The sequence below is a fragment of the Populibacterium corticicola genome (assembly GCF_042683685.1).
In the GTDB taxonomy this organism is placed as follows: Bacteria; Actinomycetota; Actinomycetes; order Actinomycetales; family Cellulomonadaceae; genus Timonella; species Timonella corticicola.
This window is the reverse complement of sequence record NZ_JBHUOP010000002.1, coordinates 46288-69706: the sequence shown is the minus strand read 5'-3', so window position 1 is coordinate 69706 and position 23419 is coordinate 46288. Positions and strand designations below refer to the sequence as shown.

The following is a 23419-nucleotide window of genomic DNA, read 5'->3' as shown; positions in this document are numbered from 1 at the left end:
CACCATCACGGGCAATTCCGTCTTATCCCTGGACACCCCGGTTACACGACACTGGAAGTACACATGATCACCGAAATCCTTGATTCTGGCTGGACCTCACGCGCTCTCTCCGGAGACATTCCTGCGCACATCGCTGACCGCGACATCCCAGCCCAGGTCCCAGGCTCCATCCACACCGACCTGCTCGCCTCGAACCTCATCAACGATCCCTACCTCGGGATGGAGGAGAACGCGCTCCAATGGCTGCACACCAGCGCCTGGCGGTACACGACCCGCTTCACCGCGGCGCCGCTCGCCCCAGGTGAGCACGCCGACCTCACCTTCGACGGGCTCGACACCGTAGCCCGCATCGTCCTCAACGGCACCGAACTCGCCCGCACCTACAACCAGCACCGCACCTACCGCTTCGACGTCACCCACGCACTACGCGAAGGTGACAACGTGCTGGAAATCGAGTTCTCGTCGGCAATCGAATACGCCTGGGACCAAGAAAAACAACTCGGACACCGGCCCCGCAGCTACGAAAACCCCATGAACATGGTGCGCAAAATGGCCTGCTCATTCGGCTGGGACTGGGGGCCAGACCTGCAAACAGTCGGGATCTGGAAGCAGGTGCGCCTCGAGCGCTGGCGCGTTGTGCGCGCCACGCAAACCCGTACGCTTGTCACCGTCTTAGAGGACGGCACTGGCCGCGTCAAGGTCCATCTGGACCTCGACTGGAGGGCACCACACATTGACGACGAACACCCAGCCGTCACCCTGCACGCCCAGATCAGCGGTGGTCACCAGCCGGTTAAAGCGACCGTCTCGGTCGCGCTCGGCGCGCCCACAGCCGTCATCGTCATCGAAGTGCCCGAAGCGCCACTCTGGTGGCCGGTCGGTTACGGCGAACACCCGCTGAGCGACCTCACCGTCACTCTGCACAACCACGCCGCAGAAATGGGCCGATATGAGCGGCGCATCGGGTTCCGCACCGTCGAACTGAACACCCAACCCGACCAGTACGGGACCCCCTTCACCCTGCGGATCAACGGGCGCGACATCTTCGTCAAGGGCGCCAACTGGATTCCCAACGACCACCTCTTGACCCGCATCACCCGCGAACACCTCGAAGCCCGGGCCGATCAGGCGCTCGCGGCCAACATGAACCTGTTGCGCGTGTGGGGCGGCGGAATCTACGAGACCGACGACTTCTACGACGTGTGCGATGAACGTGGCATCCTCGTGTGGCAGGACTTCCTGCTCGCCTGCGCCGCCTACCCCGAAGAGGCCCCGTTCTGGCAAGAGTTCGAGGCCGAGGCGCGAGACAACGTGGCACGCCTGAGCTCGCATGCCTCGCTCGTGATCTGGAACGGCGGCAACGAAAACCTCTGGGGTTTCATGGACTGGGGCTGGCCAAAAGACCTCGAAGGACGCACCTGGGGACTTGGGCTCTACACCGACCTGTTCCGCTCCGTTCTCGCCGAACTCGATCCAACCCGCCCCTACTGCGACGGCAGCCCCTACTCGCCGGGGTTCACGGCGGAACTCGAAGGCGGCACCACGCAGGCACACCCCAACGACCAGCACCACGGAACCCGCCACGAATGGGACGTGTGGAACCGTCAGGACTACCTGACCCACCTTGAGTACGTGCCGCGGTTCTGCTCCGAGTTCGGCCACCAAGGCCCGCCAACCTGGTCGACCCTGACGCGGTCGATTTCGCCATCGGGGCGCTCCCAGGAATCCGCCGAATTCCTGCTGCACCAAAAGGCAGGTGACGGAAACATCAAACTCGACAAGGGCGCCGCGCCGCACCTGCCCATGCCACAAGACTTCGAGGAATGGAACTGGGTCACGCAGTTGGCGCAGGCTCACTCGGTGAGTTTCGGCATCGAACACTTCCGCAGCTTTTGGCCCTACACCGCGGGAACCGTGGTGTGGCAGCTCAACGACTGTTGGCCCGTCACCTCCTGGGCTGCGGTGGATGGAGACGGACGCGAAAAACCACTGTTCCATGCGCTCAAGCATGCGCATGCGCCACGGCTGCTGACGTTCAAACCACGGGCTGCCTCTACTGACGCGCGCGTGGTTTCGGCTGGGGAGCATGGCGTTGGGGCGGCTGCCGGAGTGGCTAACTCTGGTGTGCCTGGCTCCGGAGTGGCTCGTTCAGGGGCGGATGATTCTGCACTACACCGTGCTGCTGCGGGTATTGGGCCAGTGGTGGGGGCTGGTGCCGGTGCGGTGCCTGCGGCCCTTGGCGCTGGATTCGGCGAAGACCTGCCGCACGGGCGCGGCGCGCTCGGCGAGGTCAATCTGTTCGTGCACAACGACACCGACGAATCGTGGAGCGGCGACGTCGAGTTCACGCGCACGACCTTTGCGGGGGACCTGCTGGCAACCGAACGCGTTGCGGTTACTGCTGACGCGCGGGCCGTGGCCCGCGTGACCGTGCCAGCCAACCTCCTAGCGGTGGATGATGCTGGAACTGAAGTGCTCGTCGCCAATCTTGACGGTGAACGCGCCCTGTACTACTTCGAGGAGTTCAAAAACCTCGCACTTGAGCCACACCCGTTCGAGGCTTCCGCTTTCGAACGCGACGGGCAGGTTGTGGTTGCTGTTCGTGCGACTGGGCTCGCGGCTGATCTGGCCATTATGGCGGACCGAATCCACCCTAGTCTGACAGTGAATGACCAACTCGTGACCCTGCTCGCAGGAGAAGAGGCCGAGTTCGTGCTTCAACCCTATGCGGCTGGGGCTACGGGTGCTGTCCAAGGTTTTGAGGAACTGGCAACGAACGATGTGCTTGCTGCTGTGCAGGAGGCTCTGGCCGACCCAGAACGTGAGCACGTGCTGGTGCGAGCAATCAATACGATTCGGGTCTGAACCTGGCAAGTCTCTACGATGCCGCCGCCTCGATGGGGCGAAAAGGGTCCGGATGCTCTGATCGTGTCGGTGCCCTCGGATCATTGCTGCCTCATCGAATATGGGCGGGCGCTGAGGGCACTGTGACTGACGTACGGGGCTGGTAACCGAAGCGTGGGGTAGCGTGCCTAGAATGGCGCACTACTCCACGCTTTTCGTGTCTATGGCGCTCTCACATAAGAAGTATCCGATAGCAAGGTAGTGTGTTCGGATTATGCGGTGCCCACTAGATCTTGTGTCTTGAGACGGTATGAGCGACACGCCGTATGGCGTATTTCACCCGCTCCAATCCCTTACGAAATTTCGAGGGTTATCCACCGATTGTGGACAACCTTCCGTCATCCGATGTGGAGGGGTGCGGGGCATTATGCGGAGGTTAAAAGCTGCTGAGGCCGTGAGCGTTTTGGGTCGGATCGTGGACTTGTAGCTGTCTCGCCTGGCGGGCAGTGCGCCTGGGAACCGGATGTTCTCAAGGGTTTCAAGTTCGAATGTCAGAGGGTACTGGGAGGATGAAAATCTACCCGCGCGACGTTAACCCTCAGGAGGTAAAGATGGGATGAGTCCTTCTATCGATCCACGGAGACTTGACCACGGGAGTTCTCCACAGTTCATCCACAGTGTCAAATTTTCCTGTTGTGGTGTTCGCGGCATCCAGACACTAGGTATAGGGGCTTTTGATTGGCTCCCAACTAGGTATAGTGGTTTCACGTCACCGAGCAGGTTGACAGCAAGAGACTTACGGGCACGTAACCACATCACTGTAGTTACGTCTGCAAGCCGCAAATCCTGTATTCAAACCCCACATTTTGAGGAGCACAGATGAGTGTCACCGTCTACAGCAAGCCACAGTGTGTCCAGTGCGATGCGACGTACCGCGCGCTCGACAAGAAGGGTATCGAGTACACCGTTGTGGACCTCATGCAGGATCCAGAGGCAATGGAACTCGTCCGCTCCCTCGGACACATGCAGGCGCCTGTAGTGGTCACCGAAGACGAGCACTGGTCGGGCTTCCGTCCAGACGCAATCGCACGTCTTGCAACCAAGGTTGCAGCAGCCGTCTAATCCCAGACAACCCTGCTGGCCCCTGTGCTCAACGCTGGGGGCCAGCGTGAGGCATCGCCCATGGTGACAGACCATGGCAGCGCGATGACCGCTGGGACAAAGGCGTGCCACGGGCATCGCATCCACGGATGCCGCGCCGTAGGCCCGATTCTTGGGCCGCTACAACCCACCACCTAAGCGAACCGAACCCCACCAGTTGATGAGGCTTACGGTCGCACCGCACCCGCTTAAGAGGATGAGTCATTTGACTACGTCAGTCGAGATCAGCAACACCACCGAGCTGGACTACCACGCTCTCAACGCGATGCTGAACCTGTATGGACCGGACGGAAAAATCCAGTTCGACAAGGACAAGGAAGCGGCACGCGCCTACTTCCTGCAGCATGTCAACCAGAACACCGTGTTCTTCCATTCCCTTGATGAGAAGCTCGACTACCTCATCGAGAACAAGTATTACGACCCGGCCGTGCTGGAGAAATACGACCGTGCGTTCATCAAGTCGCTGTTTGACTTCGCATACTCCAAGAAGTTCCGCTTTGAGACCTTCCTTGGCGCATTCAAGTACTACACCTCATACACCCTGAAGACCTTCGATGGTAAGCGCTACCTCGAACGGTTCGAAGACCGCGTCTCCATGGTCGCCCTCACCCTGGCCGATGGGGACGAGCAGTTCGCGCTCAACATCGTTGAGGAAATCATCGAGGGTCGCTTCCAGCCAGCAACGCCAACCTTCCTGAACTCCGGTAAGGCACAGCGCGGTGAGCCCGTGTCCTGCTTCCTGCTGCGCCTCGAAGACAACATGGAGTCGATCGCCCGCGGTATCAACTCCGCACTGCAACTCTCCAAGCGCGGCGGCGGCGTGGCGCTCCTGCTGTCCAACCTGCGTGAACTCGGTGCGCCCATCAAGCACATCGAAAACCAGTCCTCCGGTGTTATCCCCGTGATGAAGCTCCTCGAGGACTCGTTCTCCTACGCGAACCAGCTTGGCGCACGTCAGGGTGCCGGAGCCGTGTACCTACACGCACACCACCCAGACATCATGCGCTTCCTCGACACCAAGCGTGAGAACGCAGACGAGAAGATCCGCATCAAGACCCTCTCGCTCGGTGTAGTCATCCCGGACATCACGTTCGAGTTGGCCAAGAAGAATGAGGACATGTACCTGTTCTCGCCATACGACGTTGAACGCATCTACGGCAAACCATTCGCAGACATCTCCGTCTCGGAGAAGTATGACGAAATGGTAGACGACGCACGCATCAAGAAGACCAAGATCAATGCACGCGAGTTCTTCCAGACCCTCGCTGAACTGCAGTTCGAGTCAGGCTACCCGTACATCATGTACGAGGACACCGTGAACCGTGCCAACCCAATTGAAGGTCGGATCACGCACTCGAACCTGTGCTCGGAGATCCTTCAGGTATCGACCCCATCGACCTACAACGCAGACCTGTCCTACGACCACATCGGCCGTGACATCTCGTGCAACCTTGGCTCGCTCAACATCGCGAAGACCATGGACTCAACCGACTTCGGCCAGACCGTTGAGGTTGCCATCCGTGCATTGACCGCAGTTGCCGACCAGACGGCAATCGATTCGGTGCCATCGATCCGCCGTGCAAACGATCTCGGCCACGCGATCGGTCTGGGCCAGATGAACCTGCACGGCTACCTGGCCCGTGAGCGCGTGCACTACGGTTCCGAAGAAGGCATCGACTTCACCTCGATCTACTTCTACACCGTCGCCTACCACGCTATTCGTGCATCGAACCGTCTTGCGATCGAGCGCGGCACCAAGTTCTTCAACTTCGAGACATCCAAGTACGCAACCGGTGAATACTTTGACAAGTACACCGAGAAGACCTGGGAGCCGAAGACAGCGCGCGTGCGTTCGCTGTTTGAAGAGGCTGGCGTTGTCATCCCTACCCAGGACGACTGGCGTGAACTCAAAGCCTCGGTCATGGAGCACGGTATCTACAACCAGAACCTCCAGGCCGTTCCACCAACCGGTTCGATCTCCTACATCAACAACTCGACCTCCTCGATCCACCCAGTGGCCTCGAAGATCGAGATCCGTAAGGAAGGCAAGCTCGGGCGCGTTTACTACCCGGCACCATTCCTCACCAACGAGAACCTCGAATATTACGAGGACGCATACGAGATCGGCTACGAGAAGATCATCGACACGTATGCCGCTGCAACCGAACACATCGACCAGGGCCTCTCGCTCACGCTGTTCTTCAAGGACACCGCGACCACCCGCGATGTAAACCGCGCGCAGATCTACGCATGGCGCAAGGGCATCAAGACCCTGTACTACATTCGAGTCCGCCAGATGGCTCTCGAGGGTACTGAGGTCGAGGGCTGCGTTTCCTGCATGCTCTAGACATGACGAGGATGGGCGTTCACCCGGCAGGTTGACTGCATGTGTGAACGCCCATACCTGCATCGCTGCACCTATTGGCGCAGCACCAGTGGTACTCCATAGAATTTATCCAGCGATTGATTTGGCGCAGAGCCTTAGGCATGCGCTCTCGTACTATCTCAGGGAACCGCTCACCAGCCAGTTCAGGCCTGATGAGACGTGGGACCCGCATCAAAGGGAGAAGCAATGTCCACCGGAAAGATCAAGCTGATCGACCGTGTCTCGGCGATCAACTGGAACCGCATCGAGGACGAAAAGGACCTTGAGGTCTGGGACCGGCTCGTCGGTAACTTCTGGCTACCGGAAAAGGTACCCGTATCCAACGACATCCAGTCGTGGAACACCCTGACCCCGCAGGAGCAACAACTCACCACCCGCGTGTTCACCGGGCTGACCCTGCTCGACACGATCCAGGGAACCGTTGGTGCCGTCTCGCTCATCCCAGACGCTCTGACTCCACACGAGGAAGCCGTCTACACCAACATCGCGTTCATGGAGTCCGTGCACGCAAAGTCCTACTCCTCGATCTTCTCCACCCTGATTTCCACCCAGGAGATCGACGATGCCTTCCGCTGGTCCGAGGAGAACCCTTACCTGCAGAAAAAGGCAGAGATCGTTCTCGAGTACTATCGCGGAGACGACCCACTCAAGCGCAAGGTTGCCTCCACGCTGCTTGAGTCGTTCCTGTTCTACTCCGGTTTCTATCTGCCCATGTACTGGTCGAGCCACGCCAAGCTCACCAATACCGCAGACCTGATCCGCCTGATCATTCGTGACGAGGCAGTGCACGGCTACTACATCGGGTACAAGTTCCAAAAGGGCCTTGAAAAGGAAACCCAGGAGCGCCGTGACGAGATCAAGGCGTACACGTTCGACCTGCTGTTCGAGCTGTACGACAACGAAGTTGCCTACACCGAGTCCCTCTACGACGGCGTTGGCCTGACCGAGGACGTCAAGAAATTCCTGCGCTACAACGCCAACAAGGCGCTGCTCAACCTCGGCTACGAAGGTTTGTTCCCCAAGGACGAAACCGACGTCAACCCTGCGATCCTTTCCGCACTCTCACCGAACGCGGACGAGAACCACGACTTCTTCTCGGGCTCGGGCTCGTCCTACGTGATCGGTAAGGCAGTGGTCACCGAGGACGAGGACTGGGACTTCTAACCCACGAGATCGATGCGATGGTGAAAATAGGTGTGGATATGCAAGCAGTAAGTTGCTACGTCGGCATTATGTTTCGTGACCAAGCTTTGACCGCGTGTTTCTCGGAGGCCGAAAGTGACCATCTGGTTGCGCGGCACACCGAACAAAGCGGGGAGGGTTCCCGAGAGTATATGCGGGAACCCTCTTGTGCTGTAAGACCCACCACCAAGGACGAATGTTCCGGTGGGAGGAAGGAGTCTGCAGGTGCATACTCCAATTGGCCCCAATGGGCTATGGAAAACTGGGCAACGTGTCCCAGCATCAGGAATCTGGATGGACCAATATGGGGCTACTAGCCACCATCTTGCGTCCTCTACGTTTCCGCCGTGCATCGACCGCAAGGGCGAATGCGCATACCGTAAGTTGATTAAGGAAGACGTTTGGTTCTCAGCCTGACTTCCTAATCGGACAAGAATGCCTCTGCTCTACGAGCAGGGGCATTTTTGTTGAAGTCGCCGGATCGATGCCGACGGAACGTCCCTTCAGACTACTGGACAATCTAATTAGACGCCAGCCTGAAATCTACACTCTCCGGGATGAACTTAGCGTCGCTGGGAGACTAGAATCCAGGCAAGAGTCACTGCGAATCGGCTGTTCAGTGCTAGAAAAGTGCCCGGTGGAACAGCCTAAGAAGGGACGTTTTAACGAAGCCAGGTGTACTGCTGAAAGGCCAAAACGCGTAGATGGTGACGATGACAACGTTCGAAATGGTAGGCACAGAAGTTATGGCGGGTGTCGTGTTTCAGACCGTGACCGCAATCAACACTGGTGCCGCATCTTTGACCAGGCAGTGATTGAACTGAGGTCCCCTCCTCAGCGACGTAAACCCTGCCGTACGCTGGCGGTTCGTTGGGTACGGACACGCGCGGGATCGGCCTCGCCAACATATTCCGTGGGCTACGAGATAATTGGAATATGACCCATAGCTCAAGGAATGGCGGTCTCTTGGAGGAGCCTCGCCATATTAAGTCTCGCGAGCGTGTACGTGATCTCGGCGAGGTTTACACTCAGCCGCGAGAGGTGCAAGCGATGCTCGACCTCATCCCGGATGCCTTTGCCGAGATTGACACGCGTTTTCTTGAGCCTGCTGCGGGCAACGGGAACTTCCTTGTAGCAATCCTTCAACGAAAGATCGCACTCATTACTGAGGAACGCTACGGGGGCACAGACGGATGGTTCGAGTTCGCACTGTTGCGCTGCTTGGCATCTATCTATGCGATTGACATCAGCAAGGAGAACGTTGGGGAAGCACGAGAGCGCCTCTTTGCATTGGCCATCGCAAATGCCGAATTCGATGATGCTGACGCTTCAGAAGGATTTCGCCGTGCAGCACGCGAGATTCTTCGGACCAACGTTGTTGTTGGTGACTCGCTGAACGGCGCTGACCAGATTGTCCTCGTTGAGTACACGCCTTTATCTGGTGAACGATTCCAGCGGATTCCCTCCGAACTGGAGCAGCCTGAGTTCGATCTGTTCTATCTCCCACCGGAGCCAATGCCCTCCGTGCACTATTCGGAGCTTGGCGAGTGAGCGCCGAGACAGGAGCGATGGCACAAACGGGGAAGCATGTGCCAGACGTTCTTGAGACGCTAGCACAACTGCCAAACGATGACGTATATACGCCCCCCAAGGTCGTCACTGCGATGCTTGACATCCTGCCGACACATGTCTGGTCAGAACCGCACTTCACTTGGCTTGACCCCGCGACAAAGTCAGGTGTCTATCTGCGTGAGGTTTTCAAGCGGCTCATGGTTGGCCTTGCCGAATGGGAGCCTGACGGTTACAAACGTCGTGAGCACATCCTGAAGAACATGATCTTTGGTGCGGCAACTACTCGGCTCAACGGCGAAATCGCGCGACGGACACTCTATCAAACCAAGAACGCCACCGGCACAGAGGTGAAGGATTCGGCTCTGACCGATCTCATCGTTCACTTCGACTCAGTCGAAGGCAACATCCCATTTGTTCAAACCGACCATACACTCGACCGATTAGGGAAGTTCTGCATTGTCTGCCGCGCACCCGTAAAGCTCATCCGTGAGCGTCGTGAGAACTTTGCATACTCGTTCATTCACGGTACGTACCCTACGAAGGAGATGGCCGACGTGCAATTCGACGTCATCATCGGTAACCCGCCCTATCAGATCGGTATGGACGATGGGAAGGGCAACCGAACTGCCAATATTACGCCGCTCTACAACCTCTTTGTTGAAAGGGCTATCGCGATGAACCCACGGTACGTCGTGATGATCACGCCGTCGAGGTGGTTTACGAGTGGTCATGGGTTGAGTGAATATCGCCTGAAGATGATGAACGATCGCCGGATCAGGAAACTTGTAGACAATCCCAAGCTCTACGACGTGTTCCCGCAGGCAGAGATCAAAGGCGGTGTCTCCTACCTACTTTGGGATCGTGAGTACGATGGCGATTGTGAGTTTTCGACGCGTATTGATGGGATGATCTGTGATTCTGCGAAGCGAGACTTGAGACAAGGCGTGGACGTTATCCTTCGGGACAATTTCGCTGCAGGGATCGTGGGAAAAATTTCCAGTGACCCCTTCCCGAAGGGGTCTCTGGGCGACCTTGTGTCGCCCAGTGACCCCTTCGGGGCTAGAACTTCAAAGGGGCGGAAAATGAACCTTTTGAAGGGGCAATTCCGCTTATTTTCGTCAACCGGGTGGGATACATTCGACGTGCACAGATCGAGCGGAACCATGCATGGATCGACCGATGGAAGGTTCTGATCCCCAAGGCGGGAGATGGTCACGGGCGAGAACCTGCGTACGTTCTTGGCGAGCCGATTGCGCTCGCGCCTGGTTCAGCTTGTACGCAGAGTTATCTCGTCGCCGGAACGTTCGATACGCGGGAAGAAGCGGAGAATTACGCTTTCTTTCTCACGACGAAGTTCTGTCGATTCCTAGTACTTCAGCGAAAGATCTCACAGGACCTAACCCCAAGCCGCTTCGGGTTTGTGCCACTGCTTGACATGACCCGCCGCTGGACAGATCTAAATCTCTATGAGCGATTCAATCTAACTGATGAAGAGATTGCGTATATTGAGCGCGTGATCGGCGCCCGCGAACCGATTCTTTCGCTCGACTCTCCGATTCCGTCGACGCATCTTCCAGGCGGCCGAAAGTTCCGAGACACGAGGGCGATGGCGAAGTTAGAGGAAGATGGCGGTGAAGACGAGTGAAAACCGATGTCGTCAAGCCTAAGGAAATTTTCTACAACCCGACGCGTCTTGTAGTTCCATTGTTCCAGCGCCCATATGTATGGTCGAAGGAGACACAGTGGGTGCCTTTATGGGAAGACATCGTTCGACTCATTGAAATGATCCAGCACCACAATCAGAACGCTACACATTTTCTCGGTGCGATCGTCATACAGCAGGTGCCGGCAGCGCTCGGCGGTCTACCGATGTGGAACGTAATCGATGGTCAGCAGCGGCTGACTACTTTGCAGATTCTTCTCGACGCTTTGCATGGTCAGCTACTTGTTCGCGGTTGGGACCAACTCGCAGGGCAGATCCTCCCGCTGATTGAGAATCCCAGCGACTACTGTGTGACCGATGAAGACCGCTACAAACTTTGGCCGACTAATCGCGACCGAGACGGATTCGTCTCCGTCATGTCTGCTACCAAACCAGCCGACTACGAAACGGTTGTTTCATCGCGATTGAGCGAAGCACACCGCTATTTCTCGGCGGTGATCGACGAGTGGATCGGAGATAGTAATGAAGCCGTAGGCCGCGCCAGAACTCTCGTACCTGCTGTCCTCGATCGGTTAGAAATCGCGAGTATTCGACTTGATGCTAACGAGGATGCACAGGCGATTTTTGAGACTCTCAATGCTCGCGGAACACCACTGTCGGCTGCTGATCTCATCAAGAACTTCGTTTTCCAGAATCTCGATGTGCCACCCGCTGAAGCGGAGCAGTCTTATCGAGATTTTTGGGCTGAGTTCGAGACCCCTTGGTGGGAACAACCGATCACAACTGGTCGCATCACCAACTCGCGATCTTCGCTGTTCCTTTGGCAGTGGCTGACTGCTCGTACGCTGAGTGAATTCCCGATTCGTGAAGTCTTTAGCCATTTCAAGTACTACGTCAACACTGTTGAGAAGGATATTTCATCACTACTTCCGAGGATCAAGGCATCGGCAGACGAGTATAGAGCGGTTATTGAAGGTGCAGAGCGCCCCAATGGCCCGCTGACTCGTGTAGAACTGTTTAGTTACCGGATTGGCGCACTTGATTCTGAGATTGCGCGCCCGCTTATCATCTGGCTAGGCCAGCCGGAACAGACCGGGGTTACTGCGCGAGACAGGGATCGAGTCCTCGCTGTAATGGAAAGTTGGCTGGTCAGGCGTTCCTTGGTGAAGACTGCGACGCAGGGTGCAAACCGATTCATCATCGACGTGATCAAGTATCTGCGTGAGCAACCTCAGGATGCGCTCCCAGATGCGCTTACGAGATACCTAGCGGTGAACCACACACCTGTTGGCTACTGGCCAGGCGATGACGAGGTACGTGATGCTCTACGTGGCGCGCGAGCATACACAAAGTATCGTCGTGTTCGCCTGCGGATGGTGCTTGAAGCTCTCGAAGATGCAAAACGTGGCTACCCTGATGGGAAGCAGCTCGCAATGGGGCCAGTCGCGCGAGGTAAGGGAACAGTTGAGCATCTGTTGCCGCAGAAGTGGCGCAAGCATTGGGGTGAAGGGCTCACCGAAGATGAGGAAATTGCACGAGATGAATCACTGCATCAGCTCGGTAATCTCACTCTAGTCACTCAGAAACTCAACAGCGCAATCAACAACGGTCCGTGGCTTGCAAAGCGTGAATACTTCTTGAACTACGACGATGTATTGATCACGAAGGACGCTATCAATCTGGCGCTAGACGGTTGGAACGAAACGGCTATCCAGCAGCGGACTGAGCAGCTCATCGACCAAATTCTTGCGATCTGGCCGGTACCGGATGGGCATGTCGGGCTCTCAAGCACATCGGATATTCAAGCGGCGTCTGTCTCTTCAGTCGATGTCGCCCAGCTCGTTGCATCCGGCTGGATCAATGCGGGGGCACGTCTGCGATGCCGCCACCTGAATTCTCAGTGGAAGGACGCTATTGCAGTCGTCTCGCTCGACGGTCACATCTATCTTGGTGACACTGCCTACGACACGCCCTCGGCTGCGGCGGTTGCGGCCAGCGGAAAAGGACAGAACGGTTGGTGGTGGTGGGCGCTTGAAGATAGCGGGCGCAGCCTCCAAGATATCCGCGCAGACTATCTGGCAAGCCTCGGCGAACCGGATGAAGGCGAGGACGAGGTCTTCTCACCTGAGGACGAGTTGGATGTCGACGCTGACGGAGATGCGGCGTGACGAACTATATCTACGCTTACACACACGCAGGAAATACCAAGGCATGGCGACGGGCTAGCGGTCAAAGAGGAGACACCTGGATCAAGGTCGGACAGACCGCGAATGCCGGAATCGACCGAGTGCGGCAGCAGGTCGGTACGGCCTTTCCAGGCCTGCGTGGTGTGGAGATCTTGTTCCACTCTGAGCCAGCGACCCGACCCGATGGAACTGACTTCAGTGACCACGATGTACACCGCGTGTTGCGGGGAGCGGGGATGATCAATCCCGGAGGCGAGTGGTTCGAAGCGACCGAGGTCGAGGTCTGGGCGGCGATCCGCTCGTTGCAGCGCGGCTTGCCCTTCAATCCGACCCGTATCCAAGACTTTCCGATGCGGCCCGAACAGAAGCGGGCAGTCGAGCAAACCGCTGCGTTCTTCCGCCCACATGAGGCTGAAGAGAACGAGATTGCACCGAAGTTCCTCTGGAACGCGAAGATGCGGTTCGGTAAGACCTTCACGACGTACCAGCTCGCAAAGGAGATGGGCTGGACTAAGTTGTTGATCCTCACATATAAGCCCGCTGTGCGCAGCGCATGGCGGGATGACCTGCTAAGCCATGTCGATTTTATTGACTGGCAGTACGTGGACCGCGATACTCCGCTGAGCGATGCGGACGCGATGATCGACAGTGGTCGGCCTACTGCTTGGTTCGCCTCCTTCCAAGACGTTATCGGGCGCGATGCGGTCGGCAAGCCAAAAGAGCGCAACGAGACACTGCATCTCGTCGACTGGGACTGCATTGTTATTGACGAGTTCCACTTCGGTGCGTCAACTGCCGCGGCGCGGGAGGTCTACGACCCGCAAGACAAGGCTGAAGCCGCGCTAGCGCAGATGTTCTTGAAGGCGTCGGATGAGTCCAGCGATCATGATGCTGACGTCGTACCTGAACTCGACTACGGGCTGAAAACGAAGTTTCACCTGCACCTCTCGGGCACTCCGTTCAAAGCGATCACCAACGGCGACTACGCTGAGTCGGAAGTCTTCAACTGGACTTACATCGACGAACAGCGAGAGAAATCGGGCTGGGACGAGTCAAAGGGGCGCAATCCATACGCTTCGCTTCCACAGATGCAGATGTATACCTATGCGATGGGCGCCCCCGGTCGTGAGTGGGTCGCAGATGGCGAGTTCGACGGGTTCGACTTGAACACCTACTTCAAAGCCAAGAAAACTGCAGACGGTTACGCTTTTGAGAGGCCAGATTATGTGGCTTCCTTCCTCGACCTCATCCGCGGCAAGAAGGCCTTGCCAGAAAAGGTCATCGAACAGGACGAAGCGAACGCACCGTTCCCCTATGAGGCCGCTGAGTTTAAAGAGGCAGTGCGGCACTCGGTCTGGTATCTCCAAGACGTTGCCGCATGCGAGGCAATGGCTGAACTGCTGCGTAATGACCCATTCTTCTCCACATTCGAGATCTACGTCGCAGCCGGAACGAAAGCGAAGATCGGGGCTAAGGCTCTCGAGCCGCTTCAAGCCGCGATCCGATACGCGGAGGACACAGGCAAGTCCGGGTCTATCACCCTGTCGTGCGGGAAACTGATGACCGGAGTGACGGTGCCGGAGTGGTCGTCGATCTTCATGCTCCGGTCGCTGAAGGCACCGGAGTCGTATTTCCAGGCTGCTTTCCGAGTGCAGTCGCCTTGGACGACCGATGGTGAGATTAAGAAGAAGACGGCCTACGTTTTCGAGTTTGACCCGAACCGTGCGCTCTCGCTGGTCGCGCTCTACGGCACGGAGCTGGCGAACAATTCCGCTGACCGCAAAGCCACCCAGGCATCGGTTCTGGGGGAACTGATCAACTTTCTTCCGATTTTTGCCATTGACGGTGGCCGGATGGAGCAGCTCGATGTGCGGGCAATCCTCGATTGGGCACACGGTGGCATTGGAGCGAATGCGCTTGCCCGCCGCTGGCGTTCTGTCGACCTGTACAACTTGAATGGCGTCACTATGGACAGACTGCTCCAAGACGCTGATCTCATCGCTGAGTTGGAGCAGATCGAGGACTTCCGAACTATCCGTGAGGAAGCAGAGAAGATCGTTACTGCCTCGAAGAAGCTCGCTGCGGTCAAGCGCGTCGGCGGCGGCGCGAGCGAGCAGCGAAAGCCGAAGAACGAGATCGCCGACAAGCGGAAGAGCATCCGTGACAAGCTCAAGAAGGTCTCCGCGAAGGTGTTGATCTTCATGTACCTCACTGACTTCCGCGAAGAACGCCTCGCGCATGTCATCGAGTCACTCGACACCGAGCTTTTCCTTCGCTCCACTGGACTCTCTCTCGGCTCTTACAGCAGGTTAACCGAGATCGGTGTCATTGATGTCGGCAACATGACCGACGCGATCCAGAAGTTTCGCTACTTTGAGAAGAAGAGCATCGAAGGGCTCATTGGTGCGGAGGGAGACTGAAATCTCCTTGGAACGCTGTGCACTGGCGCGGACAGTTCTTGGGTCTGGGCTGGCATACTTTGTGCTCTCATTGGCCACACGGTCGCGATCAGTAAACGGCACCAGCGGGTGGTCACGGTACAAGCCTGCTAACGCTACAGTTCAGCCCCGCCTTCAATAGAGCTCGATCACGCCACGGTCAGATTCACAACATATTGGCGCGTGGATTATAGAAGGTACTTGCTTCCTCTGCGTGGGGAATGCTTCACTGCCCGGTGAATCTGACTAGCCTCGATTGTGAGGTCGTCACGAGTCAGAAAATGAAGTGTTCGTACTGGTCGTGGCTAATCAATCGATGTCAGCGATTCGCGATATATTCAACCTAACAGCTTGAACTACATCGATGTCTACACAGGTAAGAACGATGGTTCTGCCGATGAGGTCAATGGCGCGTTCTAAACAGATAGCGCACCGGACTTGATATTCAGCAGATACGAGAAACGAGGCACCCGAATGAGGCTTACCCGATTTAAGGTCGAGAATCACGGACGTTTGTCCGACCTAGAGATCGAAGTGCGTGAACATCTCGTGCTCGTGGGCGCTAACGATGTCGGTAAGTCTTCGTTCCTCCGCTGTCTTGATTTGATCCTAGGTGCTAGTACCGCCCGGCTGTATGCGGCCATAACGGCAGCAGATTTCCGAGATCCTGGGCAGCCGTTTGTGGTCGAGGTTGATTTAGAGGACTTCAACGTCGTCGATCTGGCGTTGTTCCCGGATGAAATTTCCGTTAACCCAAATGATGGGAACTCTAAGCTCACTATTCGTCTCTTCGCTGAGATTGATGACAGCGAGACGATCAGCATAATGCGCAGCGCTCCAAGCGCAGGGAGCACACGACAGTTATCACGTGATCAGGTGCTTGGCTTGGGGTGGAAGTTTCTGAGCGCCAACAGTCAGACCCGTGAACTTCGTGAAGACCGCAAGTCGCCTTTAGCTGAGATACTTGCTGCGGTTGACCTCGGAGTAGAAAAACCTAAGTTTGAGGCGATTACAACTGCACTCACCACTACACTCGGAGAATCAGCGGTACTTGGGACACTTCGTAGCGACCTCGCAGGTCAATTATCGAAAGCACTACCTGAACTACTTGCGAAGGATGATTTGACACTCATCCCAGGAGCTTCTGCGGATAACGATGTCTTAAGCGACGTACGGTTGCAGGTCGCGAAGGCAGGAGTACCTCGTGATTTGTCAGAACAGTCCGACGGGATGAAGGCTCTATTCGCGATTGCTTTCTATGACTTGATTAGTGGTGTTGCGAATGTTGTTGGCATCGATGAGCCTGAAGTTCACCTCCACCCGACGAGTCAACGTAGTCTGGCGCGGCTTCTAAGGGACCGCCCTAACCAAAAAATCATTGCGACTCATTCATCTGACATTGTTAGCGCCTTTGATCCGGACTCGATCGTTGTAGTCCGTCAAGGTGGAAATGTGGTCCAACCTGCAGCTGGCTTTCTTTCTACCGAGGAGAAATTGGTTGCTAGTTGGTGGGTACGCGGTCGATTGGAGCCGTTAACATCGCGTCGTGCAATTGCGGTCGAAGGAGCCTCGGATCGGATTATCGTCGAACGAGCCGCTGATCTGACCGGGCGGAATCTTGATCGACTCGGAGTGTCCCTGGTTGATGCTGGAGGAAAGAACTCCATGTCATTGGTGGAGAAGCTCTTTGGTGCCGCTGGCTTCAACGTGCCACTTTCAATTCTTGTCGATGAAGATGCAGAAACTGCGGCAGCGAGGCGGCATGGTATTCCAACTGCAGACCTTCCGACCCGAAGCATTTGGATTTCCCGTACCGACCTAGAGGATGAATATGTTCGAGCACTCGGAGCCGCGCAGGTTTGGGAGGCTTTTTCTTCCTCTACGTTATTCAGCGCAAGGCAGTTGAGTAAAGTCTCGCCGAGCGGTCCTGATGGTGCTCTTACGACACAAGATGTCGCTGCTTTCTGCCGGAACAACAAGGTCGAGGCAGCACTTGTCGTTGCAGAGTTTTTGACCGAAGAAACAGCTAGAGCTATCGCGAGTGTTGAGAGCGTGCTTGCAGAAGCTGCAGGTGCGTAAATGCTGACCCCTACTCAAAAGCAGGTGGAGATCCGCGATACCGAGTCGCTCAGTCTGCTTGTCGTCGCACCTGCCGGCTGTGGGAAGACTGAAGCTCTTGCACTGCGAGTACAGGGGCTGCTGCGTCGTGGCGTGATTCAGCACCCTCGGAAAGTATTGGTGGTGACGTTCTCTAATCGTGCGCGCGACAATATCAAGGAACGTTTGGGAGCCTACCTGACACCAACAGAGATGAGTAATGGTGTTACTGTGGTGAATTTTCATGGCCTATCGGCACGCTTGTTTCGTGCCCACGCTAATGTTATCGGTCAAGATCCTGAAACTATGCTCCCTGAGGGTGATTGGGTTGGCGATGAACTCCGCCGCCTTGAACTTGATTGGGGCGAGAGGGCTCGCATCGAGAAAATGCTAAGAGAGGCGAAGCAACAAGCGCTTGGAGATAGTGCAGTTGAGGCCGCTCTCCGCGATGGTGCGCTTGCGTTAGAGCTGCAACGACGGCGCGAAGGACGATTGACTTACGACGATCTTCCGCGGGTCGCGGAGCTCATCCTTGCGAACGAAACGGTGGCCAACTTATACCGTGCACACTTCGGCGCCGTCGTCGTGGACGAGTATCAGGACCTGACCCCGCAGCAACTCCGGCTTGTCAAACGGATCGGGCAAGGACGCACAACTTATGCTGGTGATCTAGCGCAAGGGATCTATGGTTTTGCAGGAGCTTTGCCGTCCGCCGTTGACGCAGAGATTCGAACTGAGTGCAGGACGGTAGTCGAATTGAACGAGTCTCACCGATCATCCCCGGCAGTCCTCGATGCCGTGAACTCACTCATCGGACTCACGGGGGGAGCGCACTTGGCGTCGGCAAATGCGGAGTCGTGGCCAAGTGGTGGCTTGGTTGGCTCGGTTGCACATGACTCTGCTGCTGCAGAAGCTGACTATGTTGTCCGGCTGTCGAAAGCGATCCTGAGCAGGGCACCAATGCAACGCATCGGCATTCTTGCTCGATCAACTACTCGCAGAAGGTTTGTAGACGATGCCTTCGCCGCCAGTGATATTGAGGCCCATCGCTGGGACGATGGGGTTCTTGACACAGATACTGCGAGAATTGTTAGGTCCATGCTTGCGAACTTTGATCTTGTTAGGTACTGGAACGCAACCGATAAAGATTCATTCTTACGAGATATGGCGAATTTCGATTCTGTAATCGATGGACGCGATAACTTGGGTAAAGCGCTCGGGTGGTGCGCTGATCTGTTACAAGACGGGATAGAGCCACTAGACATTCGTTCACGTATCCGCGTTGGTGATTCCAGCACACTCATCACAGTTCCAGGTGCACATTTACTTACAGGGCATGTAGGCAAAGGGCAACAGTTTGATTGGGTAATCATCGTTGGGATGGAAGATGGCTCCATACCGAATTTCAATGCGAGAACGGTTGAGGAAATTGCCGAAGAAGCTCGTGTGCTCTCGGTGATGATGTCACGGGCGCGACATGGTGTGGTGCTCAACTATGCTCAGAAGGTACCAACTCTCAACGGGTTCATCCGTCCCCAACATCGATCACGCTTTTTTGAACAGATCAGATCAGCAAACCTTCAAGAGGGCTCAAGCGTAATCTCTTGGTTTGAGACGGTGAATTGGGCGGAGGTTGTTAACCGCTAGCGAATGCTTAGCCTCGGGCTTTCATCGTTGAAGGCTTCGGGGTCGTGTTGTAGGCGTGGGAAGTGCTCCTGATCTGGGAGAATAGTTCTTTCCTGGGGAACGATTCACTCAGTGAGAGGAGCACCTTCAAGGTGAAGACTACCAGCGGCTATCCGCGTATGGATGTCGATACTGCGGCGGTTCTCGCAGTCGGTCACGCGGGCGGGTGATGCTGAGCGAGACAGCGCGGGCGATGGGCCTTGATCGGGGCTTGTCGCAGGCGCTGTCGCCGTGGCGCAAGCCCCTAGCTGTGCACGATCCGGGCAAGGTGGTCCTCGATCTCGCGGTGACGCTCGCTTTGGGTGGTGACGCGCTCAGTGATATCGCCACCGTCCGCTCTGAGCCCGGGGTCTATGGGCTGGTCGCGTCGGATCCGACCGTGTCGCGTACGATCGCGGCTCTGGCAGCGGACGCGGACCGGGTCCTGGCTGGGATCGATGCGGCACGGCAGGCAGCCCACGAAACAGCGTGGGGCCTGGCCGAAGGGCACGCCCCGAACGCGGGTATCTCGCCTGGGATGCCGTTGGTGATCGATCTGGACGCGACACTGATCACCGCGCACAGCGAGAAGGAAGCCGCGAAACCCACCTTCAAACGCGGGTTCGGGTTCCACCCGTTGGTCGCGTTCGCCGACCACGGTGGTGTGGGCACGAAGAAGTTCCTCACCTGGCTGACGAACAAGGGCCTGTCGTACTCGGTCGACTACACCCTGCCGTTCGAGACGCCCGAGCTCTACAACCTCATCCCCGAGAACCTCTGAAAGGCTGCGCTCGACGCGAACGGGGACCCCCGCGAGGGGGTGGCGGTCGCCGAGCTCACCGGTGTGTTGAACCTGCAGGACTACCCCAAGGGGATGCGCGTCATCGTCCGCCGGGAGCGCCCCCACCCCGGCGTGCAGCTCCGGTTCGACGACGTCGAGGGCTACCGACTCACCGCGTTCGCCACCAACACCGCCCGCGGGCAACTGCAGCAGCTTGAACTGCGACACCGCCGCCGGGCCCGCTGCGAGGACCGCATCTGCGAAGGCAAAGACACCGGGCTTAGGAACCTGCCACTGCACGGGTTCGATCAGAACCGGATCTGGTGCGCGATCGTCGCCCTCGCCAGCGAACTCACCGCCTGGGCAGGGCTCCTCGCCCACTCGCACCGCGAGGCCCGCCGGTGGGAACCTGTTCACCATCCCCGCCACCATCGCACGGCACGGGTGCCGCAGCATCCTGCACCTGTCCAGCCGGTCACGCTGGGCCGCCATCGTGCTCGCCGCGATCGGCAGACTCCGCGCGCTGCCCGCACCCAGCGACTGACACCACCGCCCGTCACGACACCAGGAACCCCGGGACGGAAACCCCGCGACCGCGACGCCTCGCGGCCAATGTCGCACCCCGGTGCCAGAATCGACCCCACAGCCCCGGCAACGACGCCGAGCCCCTACTCCACCAGCCTCGATGAAAGATCGAGGCTAGGGAAAAATCGGGTTCGTTGAGACGATTCTTCGGTTGTGTCAGCAACTACTGTGCGGCCCCCAACGGCGGTGTCTTTTGCCCCTTTGGTGGGGAATGCCGGAGTAGGCGTGCCGTCGACATGACAGAGGTCTCTCGAGCGGCAGTTACAGATATGTCTGCCTGCCTATCTTGCGGTTGGAAAACACAATAAAATTGCGCAGCAGCCCGCTTACAATAGGCAAGTGATGAAGACTCCAAAATATGGCAAGGTTTTATTTGCTTGTTTCCTAGCCGCAGTGACACTCGTCGCCACAAGTGCGCAGGCCGTAGAAGACGAGACGAAGTACCGTTTGGGTGAAGAATCACTCGTCAATGCAGGTACAGATAGTGGCTTTTCCGGGACAGAGCAAATCACCAAGGATGATGTTCACTGGGGTTGGCAACTCGGCAACTTTTACGTCAACGGCTTCACGCGTGTGGCTGAAAGCGATGGCGTGCCCGTATTCCTTAAAAATGTTGGCGATGAAGTAGCGCTATGGTTTGAGTTAGAGCAAGACATTGATCGCATTAACGACAACGAATCGCTCACCGTGGCTGAGGATAGAGACGGCTGGGATCAGAAGTTCCAGGTAGAACAACAGAACTTCGGGCGTGGCATGTTGATCGTGAAACACACCGACCATTCAAACGAGTCAAAAACCACGCTCTATAGCAACTTTCTTGAAGCGAACGCATCGACGACTGCCGCGACGCAGATAGAACTTTTCGAGGAGGGCGACTACGAAGTCGCCCTAGACTATGAACTCAGAACACCTCGATTTGACGTGTTCGGTTGGAAGCCGTCATACAAGCACACCGGATATCAAATCTCCTTCGAATTCGCTGTTCGTAACGGGAACAGCATGGTGTTCCCATTCGATGTGACCACCGGTGCAGAACTTACAAACTCGGCGGTCACATCCAATGGATTCCGTCTGGACCTTGCGAAGTCACGGTACTTAGACATAGACATCAAGCGTGAGGTACTGAACGACAGCCGAGACGGACTGATCGAGGACATTAGGTTCAACAAGCCCGCCAGAGACGGAAGCCAATACGTCGAGGAAGGCACCTACACAATCACCGCTAGTAATCGATACACAGAGCAATACACAGTCAAGATGATTTATGTGGGCACCGATGACGTGCTCAAAGCACACGCAGCTACCGGGATGCCCATCGAAGACATCAACGATCTACTTGCTGAGGGAGCTCTCATCTCGGAAGACGGATCGCTCATACCGGTGTCTGGGCCTGCGGTTGAAGCTGCGCCGGAGGCTGCTGAAGGTCCTGAAGAATCGTTTACCGATCCCGTGATTGACGGGGACCAAAACACTCCGGCCGGTGCGGTGTCTCACGAAGCAGCCTATGTGGTAAAGAACCAGATGAGAACACCTTATCTGTTGATAGGGATCTTTGCCTGTGCGGCGTTGGTGGGGACCGTGGTGGCGTTCCAGCGGAAGCGTAAACTAGGTGAAGTTAACGCTGCATCCCAGGACGGTGAATCATGAACCGCTTCATAGGGCTCTTGCTATGCACTGCCTTGATGCTCACTGGATGTGTGAGTCAACCGAAAGAGCCAGAAGCTCCAACAACTAGTTCCATCGATGTAACGCAGAGCCCGCAGCCTCAGACTGAGCCGACGGAGGATCCCAGTAATTCCGCTGAGCTCGAGGAGACTCCAGAACCGACTGCGGCCCCGATAGCGTTTGACCGGCTCAACGACCCCGAGCTCTTACAGTTCGTAGAAGACTCGGTCTACGCCACGCTAGACGCAGAGCTGCAAAGCGATGACTACGTTATCGAGCACGTGGTTGCCTCTCACGTTTCGAAAGAGTACTTCGAGGAACTGGGATACAACTCGCAGGAGAACATCTACTTCGGATACAAACTATCGGATGTGGAAGCCCAATTCGAGGGTACAAAATACGTGTTTGATGTGAACGAAGAGGGCGTCACAGAGGTTAGAGAATTTGCGGCTTACGACGACACATTTGATCGGGTCATCCAGAACGTTGCGATAGGTACGGGCGTAATCCTAGTTTCCGTTGCTGTCACCGTGGTCGCAGGAGCAGGCTTGATACCAGCCGGTGGCGTGGTCCAAGCGATCTTTGCGGCATCAGCTAAGACTGGAAGCATCTTTGCGTTAAGTGGAGGTGTTCTTGGCGCTGCTACGGACGGGATCATTACCGGTATACAGACAGGGGATCTAAATTCCTCTCTCAGGGCGGCAGCTGTCTCTGGAAGCGATGGGTTCAAATGGGGCGCCGTAGGAGGCGTGGTCACGGGGGGAATTTCGAAGGCTCTCACTATTCACAAAGCAGTCAAGTCAGCGATACCGACGCCGAGGCAGTCTGAACTTAACGCCTTGAAAGAATATGGTGGAGTGGAGCAGAAGTCTTATCTCGCCGGTAAAGAGGTGCCATACGGAACTCCGGGATCTACACGTCCGGATATCGTGCGAACGGTCAATGGAAAGCTCGAGGCTATTGAAGTTAAGAACTATGATTTGGAAACAAATCTAGATGGATTGGCGCTAAAGCTGAGAACACAGGTCGCGGAGCGCAAGGCGAATCTACCTGAAGGAACAGCCCAGCGCATATATCTCGACGCGAGTAAACGAGGGTACTCACAGGTGAAGATAGACGATACCGTGAGATTCCTCAAGTCAAAACTCGACTCGATCGATCCCAACGTTGTAATCGATTTTAAGAGGTAAGCCA

General features: G+C 56.6%; 13 protein-coding genes and 1 pseudogene. All 14 read left to right on the top strand.

Annotated elements, in window-relative coordinates; translation table 11 throughout:
• Positions 1 to 63: 63 nt before the first annotated feature.
• The 14 genes and pseudogenes from ACFSYH_RS04135 to ACFSYH_RS04070 all read left to right on the top strand — a co-directional run bounded on the left by ACFSYH_RS04135 (position 64) and on the right by ACFSYH_RS04070 (position 23415).
• Positions 64 to 2865: a glycoside hydrolase family 2 protein gene (locus ACFSYH_RS04135; RefSeq protein ID WP_377465302.1), complete on the top strand. Its 2802-nt coding sequence runs from the start codon at positions 64 to 66 to the stop codon at positions 2863 to 2865.
• A gap of 858 nt (positions 2866 to 3723) precedes the next feature.
• Positions 3724 to 3966 (top strand): glutaredoxin-like protein NrdH, encoded by a 243-nt coding sequence (nrdH, locus tag ACFSYH_RS04130; RefSeq protein ID WP_377465301.1) that lies wholly within the window; start codon positions 3724 to 3726, stop codon positions 3964 to 3966.
• 244 nt (positions 3967 to 4210) lie between these two features.
• Positions 4211 to 6352, top strand: a complete 2142-nt coding sequence (nrdE, locus tag ACFSYH_RS04125) for a class 1b ribonucleoside-diphosphate reductase subunit alpha (protein ID WP_377465300.1) — start codon at positions 4211 to 4213, stop codon at positions 6350 to 6352.
• A gap of 225 nt (positions 6353 to 6577) precedes the next feature.
• A complete protein-coding gene (gene nrdF, locus ACFSYH_RS04120; RefSeq protein WP_377465299.1) occupies positions 6578 to 7555 on the top strand; it encodes a class 1b ribonucleoside-diphosphate reductase subunit beta in 978 nt (325 codons plus the stop codon).
• A 954-nt stretch (positions 7556 to 8509) separates the two neighbouring features.
• Entirely contained in the window at positions 8510 to 9124 is a 615-nt protein-coding gene (locus ACFSYH_RS04115; RefSeq protein ID WP_377465298.1) for an SAM-dependent DNA methyltransferase, read from the top strand.
• Positions 9121 to 10338 carry an Eco57I restriction-modification methylase domain-containing protein gene (locus tag ACFSYH_RS04110; protein WP_377465297.1) on the top strand — a complete coding sequence of 406 codons (1218 nt, stop codon included), beginning with the start codon at positions 9121 to 9123 and terminating at the stop codon, positions 10336 to 10338. The genes ACFSYH_RS04115 and ACFSYH_RS04110 overlap by 4 nt, the downstream gene beginning before the upstream one ends.
• 242 nt (positions 10339 to 10580) lie before the next feature.
• Complete coding sequence (locus ACFSYH_RS04105; RefSeq protein WP_377465296.1) at positions 10581 to 10790, top strand: hypothetical protein; 210 nt, start codon at positions 10581 to 10583, stop codon at positions 10788 to 10790.
• Positions 10787 to 12976 (top strand): GmrSD restriction endonuclease domain-containing protein, encoded by a 2190-nt coding sequence (locus ACFSYH_RS04100; RefSeq protein ID WP_377465295.1) that lies wholly within the window; start codon positions 10787 to 10789, stop codon positions 12974 to 12976. Before ACFSYH_RS04105 ends, ACFSYH_RS04100 begins: the two co-directional genes overlap by 4 nt.
• On the top strand, positions 12973 to 15414 hold the full coding sequence (locus tag ACFSYH_RS04095; protein WP_377465294.1) for a hypothetical protein: 2442 nt from the start codon (positions 12973 to 12975) through the stop codon (positions 15412 to 15414). The genes ACFSYH_RS04100 and ACFSYH_RS04095 overlap by 4 nt, the downstream gene beginning before the upstream one ends.
• Positions 15415 to 15906: 492 nt before the next feature.
• Positions 15907 to 17511: an ATP-dependent nuclease gene (locus ACFSYH_RS04090; protein WP_377465293.1), complete on the top strand. Its 1605-nt coding sequence runs from the start codon at positions 15907 to 15909 to the stop codon at positions 17509 to 17511.
• On the top strand, positions 17512 to 19176 hold the full coding sequence (locus ACFSYH_RS04085; RefSeq protein ID WP_377465291.1) for a UvrD-helicase domain-containing protein: 1665 nt from the start codon (positions 17512 to 17514) through the stop codon (positions 19174 to 19176).
• A gap of 158 nt (positions 19177 to 19334) precedes the next feature.
• Positions 19335 to 20510 (top strand): annotated as a pseudogene (locus tag ACFSYH_RS04080) (transposase); the annotation flags it as partial.
• A gap of 389 nt (positions 20511 to 20899) precedes the next feature.
• On the top strand, positions 20900 to 22207 hold the full coding sequence (locus ACFSYH_RS04075; protein WP_377465290.1) for a hypothetical protein: 1308 nt from the start codon (positions 20900 to 20902) through the stop codon (positions 22205 to 22207).
• A gap of 50 nt (positions 22208 to 22257) precedes the next feature.
• Complete coding sequence (locus ACFSYH_RS04070) at positions 22258 to 23415, top strand: hypothetical protein (protein ID WP_377465289.1); 1158 nt, start codon at positions 22258 to 22260, stop codon at positions 23413 to 23415.
• Positions 23416 to 23419: the final 4 nt, after the last annotated feature.

Excerpts from the sequence above, each read along its gene's own strand:
- ACFSYH_RS04135 (WP_377465302.1), top strand. The coding sequence starts at position 64 with ATGATCACCGAAATCCTTGATTCTGGCTGGACCTCACGCGCTCTCTCC.
- nrdH (WP_377465301.1), top strand. The coding sequence starts at position 3,724 with ATGAGTGTCACCGTCTACAGCAAGCCACAGTGTGTCCAGTGCGATGCG.
- nrdF (WP_377465299.1), top strand. The coding sequence starts at position 6,578 with ATGTCCACCGGAAAGATCAAGCTGATCGACCGTGTCTCGGCGATCAAC.
- ACFSYH_RS04115 (WP_377465298.1), top strand. The coding sequence starts at position 8,510 with ATGACCCATAGCTCAAGGAATGGCGGTCTCTTGGAGGAGCCTCGCCAT.
- ACFSYH_RS04105 (WP_377465296.1), top strand. The coding sequence starts at position 10,581 with ATGACCCGCCGCTGGACAGATCTAAATCTCTATGAGCGATTCAATCTA.
- ACFSYH_RS04090 (WP_377465293.1), top strand. The coding sequence starts at position 15,907 with ATGAGGCTTACCCGATTTAAGGTCGAGAATCACGGACGTTTGTCCGAC.
- ACFSYH_RS04085 (WP_377465291.1), top strand. The coding sequence starts at position 17,512 with ATGCTGACCCCTACTCAAAAGCAGGTGGAGATCCGCGATACCGAGTCG.